Source organism: Streptomyces sp. NBC_01077 (assembly GCF_045162855.1).
Lineage (GTDB): Bacteria > Actinomycetota > Actinomycetes > Streptomycetales > Streptomycetaceae > Streptomyces.
On the sequence record NZ_CP108669.1, the window covers coordinates 5074813 to 5088209 of the forward strand.

The following is a 13397-nucleotide window of genomic DNA, read 5'->3' on the forward strand; positions in this document are numbered from 1 at the left end:
GGCGAGCTGTCGACTTGTCCCCAGGTCGAGCGGGGAGCCTGTGGATAACCGCTGTGGGTAACTGAAAAATATGCAGGTAGGACTAGTGGTTCGCACCTGTGGACGAACGCTCCCGTCGCCGGGAGCGTTCCGTCACCATCGGGTCAGGCCCGACCGTCCTGGGCCCTCGCCAGCCAGTCGGAGGCCGCCATGAACTCCACGTCCGAGGTACCGCGCCGCAGCGCCGCCACGTCCTCGACCGCGACGCCCGCCCTCGGGTACGAGCCGAGGAAGCGCACCTTGGGGCAGATCCGCTTGAGCCCCATGAGCGCCTCGCCCACCCGCCGGTCCGAGATATGGCCCTCGGCGTCCACCGCGAAGCAGTAGTTCCCGATCCCCGCCCCCGTGGGCCGGGACTGGATCAGCATCAGGTTCACCCCGCGCACCGCGAATTCCTGGAGCAGTTCGAGGAGGGCACCCGGATGATCGTCACCCAGCCACAGCACCACCGAGGTCTTGTCCGCGCCGGTCGGCGCCGCCGGCCGGGCCGGCCTGCCCACCAGGACGAACCGGGTCTCGGCGTTCTCCGCGTCGTGGATCTCGGTGACCAGCGCTTCGAGGCCGTACGTCACCGCCGCGAACTCCCCCGCGAAGGCGGCGTCGAAGCGGCCCTCCTGGACCAGCCGGGCCCCGTCCGCGTTGGAGGCGGCCGACTCCCACATCGCCTCGGGCAGGTGCGCCCGCAGCCAGTTGCGGACCTGAGGCTGGGCCACCGGGTGGCCGGTCACCGTCTTGATGTCCGACAGCTTGGTCCCCGGCCGTACGAGCAGCGCGAAGGCGATCGGCAGGAGCACCTCGCGGTAGATCATCAGCGGCTCGCCGGAGGCGAGCTCGTCCAGGGTCGCGGTCACCCCGCCCTCGACCGAGTTCTCGATCGGTACGAGCGCGGCGGCGGCCTCCCCGTTCCGTACGGCGTCGAGCGCGGCCGGGACCGAGACCATGGGGACGAGTTCCCTCGTCGCGGCCTCGGGCAGCGTACGCAGCGCGGCCTCCGTGAAGGTGCCCTCGGGGCCGAGATACGTGTACCGGGTGGCGGACATACCGTCACCCTAATGGGCCCCGGAGCCGGGGGCCGCCCGTCCGAGGGGGCACGTTTGTCCGTGGGCCGCCCGCTCCGGTGGCCACGCATCCCCGTGGGCCGCCCGGCCAAGGGGTCACGACTCCAGGAGCCGCTGTCCCACGTACTCGCCCTCGGCAGGTCCGCCCGGGACCGCGAAGAGGCCGCTCGCCTCGTGCCGGATGAACGCGGACAGCGCGTCGCCCCGGTCGAGCTTGCGCTGCACCGGAACGAAGCCCCTGAGCGGGTCGGCCTGCCAGCAGACGAAGAGGAGACCGGCGTCCGGCGTCCCGTCGGGAGCGATGCCGTCGTGGAAGGAGAACGGCCTGCGCAGCATCGCCGCCCCGCCGTTCTGTTCGGGGGCGGAGATCCGGGAGTGTGCGTTGTCCGGGATGACCGTCTTCCCGTCGGGACCGCGCTTGTCCAGGTCGAGCTCGGTGGTCTCGCTGCCGCCGGTGAGCGGGGCCCCGTCGGACTTCCGGCGCCCGATCACCTTCTCCTGCCGGTCGACCGGCAGCTTCTCCCAGTCGTCGAGCAGCATCCGGATCCTGCGCACCACCGCGTACGAGCCGCCGGCCATCCACTCCTCCGCGCCGGCGGCACCCGCCGGGACGAAGATCCGCCGGTCGAAGTCGGGATCGGTGACCTTCGGGTTGCCCGTGCCGTCGATCTGACCCATCAGGTTGCGCGCGGTCATCGGCTTAGCGGTGGCACCGGCCGAGCGGTTGAAGCCGTTCATCTGCCAGCGCACCCGGGCCGCGTCGCCGGCGTCCTTCTGAAGGGCGCGCAGCGCGTGGAAGGCGACGAGCGCGTCGTCGGCGCCGATCTGCACCCACAGATCGCCCTCCGAGCGCCGTGGGTCCAGGGCGTCGGCGGAGAACGCGGGCAGCGGGTCGAGCGCGGTGGGGCGGCGCGCGATGAGCCCGGTGCGGTCGAAGAACGTACGGCCGAAGCCGAAGGTGACGGTGAGGGAGGACGGGCCCGCGTCGAGCGCGACCCCGGTGTCCCCGGCCGGTGCCTTGCCCGCCATCAGCGCCTGCGCCGTCACCGACCAGCGGCGCAGCAGGGCGATCGCCTCCTTGCGACCGGCGCCCGGGGCGAGGTCGAAGGCGATCAGGTGACCGCGGGACTGCAGGGGCGTGGTGATACCGGCCTGATGTTTCCCGTGAAACATCACCTCGGTCGAACCGACGGTCGACAGCGCCGGGGCGCCACCCGCTCCGGTCCCGGCGGAGGTGTCGTCGCCCGACCCGGCCGCGGTGACTCCGACGCCGCCGGCCGCGCCGATGACGAGTCCGGCCGCGCCGGCCGCGCCGACGGTGCCGAGCAGACGCCGCCGGGAGATCTCAAGGTTGTCGTTCTCGGTCACGCGTCAGCCGATCTTCACGTTCTTCTCGATGGTGGTCTGGTCGATCTCGGAGGTACGGACGGTCACCTGGATCCGCCAGTCGCCGGGCATCGGGATCTGGACGCCGCTCGCGCTCCAGTGTCCGGTCTGGATCCGGTCGGGGGCGACGGGCAGCGGGCCGACGTCCTTCGCCTCCAGGGTGAGGGCGACCTTGATCTCGGGGACGTCCAGCGGCTTGCCGTTGGGGCGCTCGACGAAGAGGTGGAGCGCGTTCGCGCCGGTGCGGCCGGGGTCGAGGCTGAGCCGGACGACGCCCTTGCCGTCGACGCCGCCGGTGTCGAAGGGCAGCCGGATGTCGACGGGCCGGTCGGGCACGGCGGCCGGGCCGGAGGCGGCAGTGCCCCGCCCCGCCTCCTCCTCGGTGCGGCCGGGCTCGGTCGAGGTGAGGACGGTGGTCACGGCGAGGAGCACGACGGCGACGGCGGCCTCGGTCAGCACCGAGCGGCGCAGACCGGCCCGCTCGGGGTCGGCGTCCCGCTCCCGCTTCCGCCGTGCGATGGCGACGGCGGCCCGCTGCCGGGCGAGCTGAGCGGCTCGCTCGGGATCGGCGGCGCGGGCCTCTTCGGCCTCGCCCGCCTCGCCCTCGTCCGCCTCGTCCGCCTCATCCGTCCCGTCCGCGGAGGCCTCCTCGGCCGCTGCGGCCTCCCGGGTCTGCTCCGTCTCCTCGGCTTCCTCGGCTGCCTCGGCCTCGGCGGGCTTCGGGTCGGCGAGGCGCTGGGTCCAGCGGCGCGAGATCCAGGCGATGCCGATGAGGACGCACATCAGGCCGATCTTGACGAGCAGCAGCTGCCCGTAGCGGGTCCCGGTCAGCGCGGACCAGGAGCCGACCTGGCGCCAGGACTGATAGAGCCCGGTGGCCGCGAGGACGGCCACGGAGCCGAAGGCCACCTTGGAGAAGCGCTCGATCGCCGAGCGGTCGACGGACGGCGCCTTGTAGAGGGAGACGAGCAGCACCGTGAGTCCGCCGAGCCAGGCGGCGACGGCCAGCAGGTGCAGGATGTCGACCGGCATGGCGATACCGGGCTGGATACCGGTCGAGGCGTGCTCCGCCAGGGCCCAGGTACCGGCGATTCCGGCGGCGATGACGGTGCCGCCGATGCCGAGTCCGAAGGCGAGGTCCTTCTTCTCCTTGGGGTCGGTCCGCCGGGCGTAGGCGCCGAAGAGGACGGCCACGAAGAGCGCGGCCGCGCCGAGCAGCAGCAGCCGGGAGGTGAGCGCGGCGCCGGTCTTCGTCTCCAGGACGGCCTTGAGACCCGCCAGGTCGAAGGCGTCGGAGAGTTCGCCGGAGCCGGTGTACGGGTTGCGCAGGAGCAGCATCACGAGGGTGGCGCCGGTGAGGGTGAGCCAGCCCCGGACCACGGTCTGCTGGACCGGGCGGACGCTCGCGCCCCGCGGCCAGCAGGCCAGGACGAAGGCGCCGCCGCCGACGAGGACGGCGAACCCGGCGTACGAGACGTAGCGCGCGATGCCGTAGAGGGTGCCGACGAGACCGCCGCCGGCCGTCCGGTCGGGCAGGGCGACGGACGTCGTGGAGGGGGCGCCGATGGAGAAGGTGAAGGCGCCGGAGATCGGGTGGCTGTCGGCCGAGACGGTCTGCCAGGCCACGGTGTACGTGCCGTCGGGCAGCCCGGCACGGAGCCCCACCCCGTAGCGGACGATGGAGCCGCTGCACAGGTCGCGTATCTCGCCGGTGTCGGCCCGCCGGCCCGCCGGGTCGAGGACCCGGATCGAGTCGGCGCTCATGGCGACCTGTTCGGAGAAGGTGAGGTTGACCTCCTTGGGAGCGGTGGCGACCACCGCCCCGTCCTTCGGATCGCTGCCGGTCAGCGCCGCGTGCGCGGACGCGGGGGCGGCACCGGCGAGCAGCGTGCCGAGCAGCGCGGCCGCGAGGATCAGCAGCCGGGCCAGGGCGGTACCGAGGCGCGGGGCGGTGGTTGTCATCTTCCGGTTCACTCCGTCAGTTCTGTGAGAACTCCGTCAACGCGCTCAGTGCTGCTGCGGGTTGTGGCCGGCGGCTTCGACGGGAAGGTCGACCTTGATGGGGTCGGACTTCTCGAAGTGGAGCTCGATGCTGACCTTCTCGCCCTGCTTGGGCTTCTTCTTCAGCTCCATGAACATGATGTGGTTGCCACCACGGGTGAGCTTCAGCTCTCCGTTCGCGGGGATGTCGAAGGACTTCACCTGCTGCATCTTCTGGTTCTTCGTCTCGTGGATCGTGACGTCGTCCGAGATGGCGCTGGTGACCGAGGTGAGCTTGTCCGCGGTGCCGCTGTCGTTCTTGATGGTGAGGAAGCCGCCGGCCATGTCCAGCACCGGCTGCGGCATGAACGCGCCGCTGACCTGCAGTTCGGGCTTCCCGTCCTCGGACGAGGACGAACACCCGGTCATGGCGAGCGCGGCGGCGAGCGCCACGGAGGCGGACAGGGTGGTGGTGCGGCGGTTCACGGGTTCTCCCCCTTGATGAGCTTCGGCAGATCCTTGGCGTAGTCGTCGATGGTCGCGTCCTCGCCGTACAGGACGTAGCCCTGGTCGGTCGTCGGCGAGAAGGCGATCACCTGTGCTCCGTGCATGGAGACGACCGTGCCGTCCTTCTCCTTCTTCGGCGGGTCGATGCCGATGCCGATCTGCCGCGCCCCCGCCTGGATGGTGGAGAAGTCGCCGGTGAGACCGATGAAGGAGGCGTCGCCGGCGGCGGGCAGCCACTTGGCGAGCTCGGCGGGGGTGTCCCGCTCGGGGTCGGTGGTGACGAGGACGACCTGGAGCTTGTCCTGGTCGGCCTTGGGGAGCTGCTTCTTGGCGATGGCGATGTTGCTCATCGTCATGGGGCAGACGTCGGGGCAGTGGGTGTAGCCGAAGTAGATGAGCGTCGGCTTGCCCTTGGTCCGCTCCCGCAGGTCGTACTTCTGGCCCTTGGTGTCGGTGAGGACGAGTCCGGGCTTGGTGAACGGCCGGTCGAGGACGGTCGCGGCCTTGGTGGAGTCGTCGCCGCCGGAGACCACGGCGACCGAGCCGGAGCCCGCACCGGGGGCCTTGTCGTCGTTGCCGCCGATGCCGACGGCCGCGGTGATGCCGATCGCGGCGACGATCGCGACCGTGGCGACGATCAGCGGGGTGCGGCGGCCGGGCCGGGCCGAGCCGTCCTCGGGCTTCGGAGAGGGTGTCTTCTCTGCGGACATGCTGGTTCTTCCGCTTCTTTCCGGGTTCTCTGGATGAGGTGCGGCCGTCAGGCCGAGCGGCGGCGGCCGGCGAGGACACCGAAGGCGACGCCGGCGATGCCGACGAGGATGCCGATGACGCCGAGGATCCGCGCCGTGGTGTCCGAGGAGTCGGCGGCGGCCGTCTCCTTCTTCGCGTCCGCCTTGTCGTCGTGGCCGGCCTTCTCGTCCGTCGCGGCCGAGGCGGAGGCGGACGGGGCGGCGCCGCCGTGGTGGTCGGCGGAGGCGGCGGAGAGCTTCAGGACGGGGGCGGGGTTCTGCGGCTCCTTCGCGCCCTCCTTCTCCTCCTCGATCCAGCGCACGACCTCCTTGTTGTCGTACGTCTGGATCGCCTTGAGGACCAGCTGGTCGGCGTCCTCGGGCAGCTGGCCGAGGGAGAGCGGGAACTGCTGGAACTGGCCGGGGCCGATCTTCGAACCGTCCGCGGTCCACGTCACCTTGGAGACGGCCTCGTTGATCGTCTTGCCGTGCAGCTCCAGCGGCTTGCTGAGCTTGCTCTTGGTCACCTCGGCCTTCCAGCCGGGGATGGGCTGCGGCATGACGGAGGCCAGCGGGTGGTCGAGCGGGAAGTTGACCTCGACCTTCACGGTGGAGGCGTTGTCGCGCTCGTTCGGGACCTTGATGTTGACGGTCGCGTAGCCACCCTTGGCGGCCTCGCCCTGCGGCTGGACGCTCACGTGCGCGAAGGCGGTGCCGGACAGCAGCACGACGGAGGAGAGAGCGATGCCACCGGCGAGGGCGACACGGGTGGCGGAGAGACGGGAGGAGACACGGGAAACGCTCATGGCAGAGGACACTCCAGCTCGGAGGAAGGCGAGGGAGTCCGGCGCGCCGAGGGACAGCGACCCTGGACCGGCGTGCGGACGAGCACGGCCCCGCTCCCTGTGAGCGGTCCGTGTCAGGCTGCGAGGACGCAGTCGGCGGCCGGCGGGCCGCGCCTGATCACCGTGTGCTGAAGTGCCTCGGCCGTCGGCGGCGGCGAGGAGTCGAAGGCCGTACGGACCGTCTGCCGCGGCCCCGTGCCGGGCGCCGCCGAAAGGCCGGCGAGCAGCGTCCGTACGAGACGGAGCGCGGCCCGCAGCGAGCGGACGAGGGCGCACTCGGCGAGCTCCGTCGCACCCTGCTCGGAGAGTTCGACGAGACGGACGAGGGCGCGGTCGCCGCGGCGCAGCAGCCAGCCCGTGGCCACGGCGGCGAGCAGGTGGCCGAGGAGCATGGGCAGGCCGGGCAGCAGCTCACCGGCGGGCAGGGTCGCCGTGGCGGCCGTGTGTCCGAGGTGGGCGTGGGCGCCGGTCTGCGCGGTGGCCGGGTCGAGTCCGGCGTCGCGGATGATCCGGGTGGCGTCGGCGGAGCTGAGGGACGAGGTCCCCGCGCCGCAGACGAGCCGGGCAGCCAGCCGCACGAGGGCGTCGTCGGCCTGCGGGCTCAGGCCGAGTTGACGCTGGCCGAGGCCGAAGAGGACGTGCAGGCCGAGCTGTCCGCCGGCGAGGGCGCCGACGACGAAGCCGAGGGAGCGTTCCCGTCCGGCGAAGAGGACGGTGACGCCGAAGACGCCGAGGAATCCGGCGAGCAGCGTCCACAGGGCGATGCCCGCGCAGGCGGCGATGGCGTGCCCGAGCGCGGACAGCACGACGCAGACCGCGGTGAACACCGCGGCCCTCAGCAGCCGTGGAGCGAGCGCGGGGGCAGTCATGGCGGGCCCATCATCGCACCACGGGCACCACCGGCATGAGGCAGGTCCAGAAGGTCGTTCTTGGGGCTCTTGGGGGTCTTCGGGGTGACATACACCGGCGCACGGGCCCGGTGCATCCGCCGAACGAGCGCTCTTGACGCGTCCGTGCGCTTACGAAGGGTTCTGTCCGGCAATAGGTATCGGTATGTCGAGCCGCTGCCGGGAGGCTGGAGCATGAGCATCTGGTGGTCACTCCATCTGCGGCGCGAGGCCGCGAGCGTGCCGCTCGCCCGAAGGCTGCTGATGGGCACGATGGAGACGGCGGGCGTCGATCCCGACGTGTCGTACGAGCTGTCGGTCGCGCTGACCGAGGCCTGTGCGAACGCGGTCGAGCACGGCGGTGGCGGCGGAGGCGAGTCCGGCGCGGCCGGCAGGGCCTACCGGGTGACGGCGTACCTGGACGGCGAGACCTGCCGTATCGAGGTGGCGGACTCGGGCCCCGGTTTCCCCGGCCCCGACGCGGGCGCCCGGGGCGCGGGCCCCACCAGTGCTCTCCCCGGTGCTCTTCCCGGCGCCGAACTGCCCCTGGCGCCGGCGGACGCCGAGCACGGCCGGGGCCTGCGGCTGATCGAGGAGCTCGCCGACCATGTGCACTTCGGCAACAGATCGGGCCGGGGCGGCGCGGTGGTCAGCTTCGACAAGATCCTGAAGTGGAAGGACAGCCCTTCCCTGCTCATGGCGTGAACCCGCGGACGCACGGGCACGGGGAAGGGCCCCCGCCGGTCGGTCGGCGAGGGCCCTTCGGTTCCAACGTACGCGGAGGTCAGCCCTTCAGCGCGGCCATCCACGCCTCGACCTCGTCGGCGTGGCGGGGCAGCCCGTCCGAGAGGTTCCGGTTGCCGTCCTCGGTGACGAGGATGTCGTCCTCGATCCGGACACCGATGCCGCGGTACTCCTCCGGCACGGTCAGGTCGTCGGCCTGGAAGTACAGACCCGGCTCGACGGTCAGGCACATGCCCGGCGCGAGGGTCGTGTCGACGTAGGCCTCGGTGCGCGCGGCGGCGCAGTCGTGGACGTCCATGCCGAGCATGTGACCGGTGCCGTGCAGGGTCCAGCGGCGCTGGAGGCCCAGCTCCAGGACACGCTCGACCGGGCCCTCGACGAGGCCCCACTCGACGAGCTTCTCGGCGAGGACGCGCTGAGCGGCGTCGTGGAAGTCGCGGTAGGCGGCGCCGGGCTTCACCGCGGCGATGCCGGCCTCCTGCGCCTCGTAGACGGCGTCGTAGATCTTGCGCTGGAGCTCGGTGTACCGGCCGTTGATCGGCAGGGTGCGGGTGATGTCCGCGGTGTAGAGCTCGGTGGTCTCCACGCCGGCGTCGAGCAGCAGCAGGTCGCCGGAGCGGACGTCGCCGTCGTTGCGCACCCAGTGCAGGGTGGTGGCGTGCGGGCCGGCGGCGCAGATGGAGCCGTAGCCGATGTCGTTGCCCTCGACGCGGGCGCGCAGGAAGAAGGTTCCTTCGATGTAGCGCTCGCTGGTGGCCTCGGCCTTGTCGAGGACCTTGACGACGTCCTCGAAGCCGCGGGCGGTGGAGGCGCAGGCCTTCTCCAGCTCGGCGATCTCGAAGGAGTCCTTGATGAGACGGGCCTCGGAGAGATAGACGCGGAGTTCCTCGTCGCGCTCGGCGGTGACCTTGTCGGTCAGCGCGGCGTCGATGCCGGCGTCGTGGCCGCGGACGTCGCGGACGGGGCCGGTGGCCTCGCGCAGCGCATCGGCCAGCTCGCGGACGTCCTTCGCGGGGACGCCGAGGAGCTGCTCGGCCTCGGTGAGGGAGTGACGGCGGCCGACCCACAGCTCGCCCTGGCCGTCGAGCCAGAACTCGCCGTTCTCGCGGTCGGAGCGCGGCAGCAGGTAGATCGTCGCCTCGTGGCCGCTCTTCGTCGGCTCCAGGACGAGGACGCCGTCCTGCGTCTGGTCGCCGGTGAGGTACGCGTACTCGGTGGAGGCGCGGAAGGCGTACTCGGTGTCGTTCGAACGGGTCTTGAGCCTGCCGGCCGGGATCACCAGGCGCTCGCCCGGGAAGCGGGCGGAGAGCGCGGCGCGGCGCGCGGCGGTCTTGTCGGCCTGGGCGATCGGCTCCAGTCCGTGCAGCTCGGTGTCGGCCCAGCCGGACTTCATGTTCTCGGCCAGCTCGTCGGAGACGCCCGGGTACAGGCCGTTCTTCCGCTGCTTGATCGCCTGCTCCTCAGTCTCTTCCGGGGTCTCCGGCGTGAGCTCCTCGGCCACGGGTCTGCCTCCTCTTGGTACGACACTGAACCCCCACCATCGTACGGTCGTACGGAAGGGGGCCCAGGGCCGGAAGACCCATTACCGGAATCTCACGCTCCGCTTACGTGTGCCCACGCGGGCGGCCGCCGGGTGCCGCTCACTCGAAGCGGGCGGCGAGCAGGACCACGTCCTCCCCGTCCACGATGGTGTCGAGACCCTCGGGCAGCATGGTCCGCAGGACGTGGTCGGCGACGGCGCCCGGGTCGCCCCGGTCGGCCTTCGGCACGCTCGACGCAGCCGCGTGGAGCCGGGCGAAGGCCCGGTCCATGGCGTCGCCGGTACGGCGAAGCAGCCCGTCCGTGTAGAGAAGCACCGTTTCTCCGGGTGCCGGGGACAGCTCCACGCTCGGCGCCTCCCAGCAGGAGAGCATCCCGAGCGGGGCCGAGAGCGAGGTCTCGACGAACTCGGTGCGCCGCTCCCCGATGACCAGCGGCGGGGCGTGCCCGGCCCCGGCGAGGACGATCCGGCGCTGCGCCGGTTCGGCGTACGCGAAGAGCGCGGTCGCCGAGCGGGCCGGCTCGGTGAGCCGGAGCAGGAGCTCCAGGTCGGAGAGGACGGCGACGGGGTCCTCGCCCTCCATCACCGCGTACGCGCGCAGGGAGGCGCGCAGCCGTCCCATGGCGGCGAGCGCGCTCGGCCCGGTCCCGGAGACGGAGCCGACGGCGAGGCCGAGGGCGCCCTCGGGCAGCGGCAGCGCGTCGTACCAGTCGCCGCCGCCCCGGGGGCCGGTGCGGTGACGGGCGGCGAGCTGGACGCCGGGGACGCGGGGGAGACGGCTGGGGAGCAGCTCCTCGGCGATGGTGGCGACCTGCACGCGGGCGCGTTCGACCTGGAGGAGGCGGGCGAGGTGCTCGGTGGCGAAGCGGCCGTAGAGCCCGATGAGGTGGCGCTGGCGGTCGGTGGGCTCGGCGGGCTCGTCGTAGAGCCAGACGGCCGCGCCGAGCCGGCCGGCCTCCTCGGTGGCGAGGGGGAGGGCGTAGCTGGCGGCGTAGCCGAGGCGGGCGGCGACCTCGCGGTGGCGCGGGTCGAGTCCCTCCTCGGTGCGGACGTCGCGGATGGCGATCGGATCGGGGACCCGCTCGGGGTGGACCGGATCGGGGAGGCCGTCGAGGAGGCGGCCGTAACTGCTGGTGCCGCGCGGGACCGTCTCGATGGTGCCGAGATCGGAGTGGGCGAGGCCGAGGCCGATGGTGGAGGCCGGGCCGAGGCCGTCGGCCGGTTCGAGGACGGCCATCCCGCGGCGGGCCCCGACGAGGGCGGCGCCGGCGCCGAGGACCTCGCGGAGGGCCTCGTCGAGGGAGGCGGTCCTGATGAGGCGCTCGGTGAGTTCGTGGAGGGTGGTGAGATCGGAGACCCAGGCCGCGAGCCGGTCCTGGATCAACGCTCCCGGCGGGGAGACCGGATCGGAGGGTGCTGCCGCCGCGGGTACCCCGGGGAGGGGCGCCGTAGTGTGCGGGGGCCCGGAAACCGTGGAATCGATTCCGGCCACTTTCGGCATGTGTGGGGCGCTCATGTCAGTCGGCTTTCCGACCGGTGCGTTTGACGCCATAGCATCGCAAACCCCCATGTCATTCTGAGCCGCTCGATGCATCCACATGTACACGCACAAGAGGAACGATGTCCAGCATTGTCCCCACGGGACTTGTGGTGTCCGTGAGGTCGTGCGAGAGGGTTGAAGTCCTGGCGAAGTTGGCCGAAAATTGTCCCCGGTGTGCACCTTTTGCGGTCGACTGGCGTCGTTTGAAAGCGCGTCATTCCGAGCGTGCTGGGTACGTAATCGGTGACAGGCAGGGGCAGTTGAAGCTGCCCCGGAACGCGAGGCGGAACCCCGGCGTCTTACATGCCGCAGGCCGCAGCCCGTCACCGAGTGGCGGGGAACGTGTTCTGACCCGCCCCTGGTGCTGACCTGGCTCCACCTCGTTCTGACCTGGCTCCACCTGGTTCTGATTCCGCTCCATCTGGTTCCACGTGGTTCCACCTGGTTCCGGCCCGGCCGGCCCCGCTCCGACAGGGGCCGCCACCCCGCCGACCCGGTACGCGCTGATACGCACAGTGAAATGTCCTGCACATGGTGTGATGTGGATTCGGCGTTCAACGGAAAGGAACGAGCGCTCATGCGCGAGATCCTCGGAAGGCGACGCAGGCTCCGGTTCCGGCGCAAGGCGAGGACCGCCCGGCTCGACGCGGCGGTCACCTTCGCCGTCGAATGGGACTGGCCCGTCCTGCCGGGAGCGGGCCTGAGAGCGACGACCCGTACGGCCGCGGGAGCCGCCTGCTCCTGCCCCGACCCCGAGTGCGTGGTGCCCGGCGCCCACCCCTACGACCCCGGACTGCTCGCGGCCACCACGGACGAGCGGATGATCCGCTCGTGGTGGACCCGGCGCCCGGACGCCCCCGTGGTGCTCGCCACGGGCGGCCGCGCGCCCTGCGCGGTCAGCCTGCCCGCGGTGGCGGGCGCGCGGGCGCTCACCGCGCTCGACGCGATGGGCATGCGACTCGGCCCGGTGGTGGCGACCCCGACGCGATGGTCGATCCTCGTCGCCCCGTACGGCCTCGAACGGCTCGGCGAGCTGCTGTACGCGAAGGACAGCGTCCCCAGCTCGCTGCGCTTCCATGGAGAGGGCGGCTATCTACTCCTGCCGCCCTCGGTCGCCGGGACCGGACAGGTCCGATGGGAACGGGCACCCCTCGCGGGCTCGGCCCGGCCGTGGCTGCCGGACGTGGAGGCGGTGGTCGACGCGCTGGTGGAGGCCAGCACGAGCACACCGGGCGGCGGGAGCCGACTGGCGTACTAAGGCCTGTCCGGCGGATCAGGGTCGGACAGGCCGGCCGGACAGACCCTAGGGGCGGCTGAGGCACCTCTTCACCCGAACGGGTGTGTCCTGGTCCGACTTGTACGGGAAACGGGCGCGCGGCCGACCGCGCGCCCGCCGGCCGCCGATATGTTCACCCCACCGTTCAAGATCTCCAGCCGAGCAGGAGCAGGTGGGGCGCATGAGTCCGGTGAACCTCCGCGTGGTCGGACTCGGGGCCGCCGTCACGGTCGCCGTCCTGCTGCCGCTCGTCGCGATGGCGGGGTCGGCGGGCGAGCCCGTACGACCGGCCGGCGCGACGGACGCCGCCGACGCGAAGCCCGGGGACCTGCTGAGCGGGCTCGGCCTGGGACCCCGTACAGAGCCCTCTCCTGTCCCGGCCGCTCCGGCCGCTCCGGCCGCTCGCGCTGCCGTCCCCGCGTCTCCGGCGTCCCCGGAGCGGGTCACGGAGCGGGTCACGAACTGTGGGCCGGAACTCGCCTCTCCCGAGGGGGTCGAGGCACAGACCTGCGTCCTGGCGGAGGGACCCGACACCTGGGCGCGTACGTACTACCGGAACGCGACCGGCCAGGATCTCGACGCGTTTCTGACCCTCATGGCCCCCGGCGGGCGGACCGTGCAGGTCCGCTGCCCGGTCCCGGCGCAGGACGAACCGGGAACCTGTGAAACGCCCAGGGAGCGGGGCCGGGGGGTGACCACGGCGTATACGGCGGTGGCGGAATTCGCGGGCACCGGCGAGGGGGACAACACCCCGCTGCTGCTGCGGGCGGGCAGCAACACGGTGGACAGCGAAGGAAGTTGAGCGTCGACGCCCCGGACCTGCCGGAAGCGGACATGGAAAGGCCCGATCGCTGGCGACGGGGGATG

12 protein-coding genes are annotated in these 13397 nt (G+C 72.1%); 3 read left to right on the forward strand and 9 right to left on the reverse strand.

The genetic code is table 11. The annotated features are described in order from the left end of the window. Positions 1 to 143: 143 nt before the first annotated feature. From pheA to OG462_RS22845, 7 genes are all read right to left on the reverse strand, one after another. Positions 144 to 1079, reverse strand: coding sequence for a prephenate dehydratase (gene pheA / locus OG462_RS22815; RefSeq protein ID WP_406060237.1), 936 nt, complete (start codon positions 1077 to 1079; stop codon positions 144 to 146). Between the two features lie 114 nt (positions 1080 to 1193). Beyond that, complete coding sequence (gene efeB, locus OG462_RS22820) at positions 1194 to 2465, reverse strand: iron uptake transporter deferrochelatase/peroxidase subunit (RefSeq protein ID WP_406060239.1); 1272 nt, start codon at positions 2463 to 2465, stop codon at positions 1194 to 1196. A gap of 3 nt (positions 2466 to 2468) precedes the next feature. Next, complete coding sequence (locus OG462_RS22825) at positions 2469 to 4445, reverse strand: copper resistance protein CopC (protein WP_406060241.1); 1977 nt, start codon at positions 4443 to 4445, stop codon at positions 2469 to 2471. Positions 4446 to 4490: 45 nt separating this feature from the next. After that, positions 4491 to 4949, reverse strand: a complete 459-nt coding sequence (locus OG462_RS22830; protein WP_406060243.1) for a copper chaperone PCu(A)C — start codon at positions 4947 to 4949, stop codon at positions 4491 to 4493. Beyond that, on the reverse strand, positions 4946 to 5680 hold the full coding sequence (locus OG462_RS22835; RefSeq protein ID WP_406060245.1) for an SCO family protein: 735 nt from the start codon (positions 5678 to 5680) through the stop codon (positions 4946 to 4948). The genes OG462_RS22830 and OG462_RS22835 overlap by 4 nt, the downstream gene beginning before the upstream one ends. Before the next feature lie 47 nt (positions 5681 to 5727). Beyond that, positions 5728 to 6504, reverse strand: a complete 777-nt coding sequence (locus OG462_RS22840) for a YcnI family protein (RefSeq protein ID WP_406060247.1) — start codon at positions 6502 to 6504, stop codon at positions 5728 to 5730. Positions 6505 to 6617: 113 nt separating this feature from the next. Beyond that, positions 6618 to 7412 carry a hypothetical protein gene (locus OG462_RS22845; RefSeq protein ID WP_406060248.1) on the reverse strand — a complete coding sequence of 265 codons (795 nt, stop codon included), beginning with the start codon at positions 7410 to 7412 and terminating at the stop codon, positions 6618 to 6620. Between the two features lie 213 nt (positions 7413 to 7625). Between OG462_RS22845 and OG462_RS22850 the strand changes: the two genes are divergently transcribed. Next, positions 7626 to 8135, forward strand: a complete 510-nt coding sequence (locus tag OG462_RS22850; protein WP_406060250.1) for an ATP-binding protein — start codon at positions 7626 to 7628, stop codon at positions 8133 to 8135. Positions 8136 to 8214: 79 nt separating this feature from the next. Here the strand turns inward: OG462_RS22850 and OG462_RS22855 are convergent, their stop codons facing one another. After that, positions 8215 to 9675: an aminopeptidase P family protein gene (locus OG462_RS22855; RefSeq protein ID WP_406060252.1), complete on the reverse strand. Its 1461-nt coding sequence runs from the start codon at positions 9673 to 9675 to the stop codon at positions 8215 to 8217. A gap of 139 nt (positions 9676 to 9814) precedes the next feature. Further along, positions 9815 to 11266, reverse strand: coding sequence for a PP2C family protein-serine/threonine phosphatase (locus tag OG462_RS22860; RefSeq protein WP_406060254.1), 1452 nt, complete (start codon positions 11264 to 11266; stop codon positions 9815 to 9817). A gap of 565 nt (positions 11267 to 11831) precedes the next feature. On the opposite strand from OG462_RS22860, the gene OG462_RS22865 reads away from it, so the two are divergent. Together OG462_RS22865 and OG462_RS22870 are read left to right on the forward strand one after the other, a co-directional pair. Then, complete coding sequence (locus OG462_RS22865) at positions 11832 to 12512, forward strand: bifunctional DNA primase/polymerase (RefSeq protein ID WP_406060256.1); 681 nt, start codon at positions 11832 to 11834, stop codon at positions 12510 to 12512. Between the two features lie 199 nt (positions 12513 to 12711). After that, positions 12712 to 13332, forward strand: coding sequence for a hypothetical protein (locus OG462_RS22870; protein ID WP_406060258.1), 621 nt, complete (start codon positions 12712 to 12714; stop codon positions 13330 to 13332). Positions 13333 to 13397 lie beyond the last annotated feature (65 nt).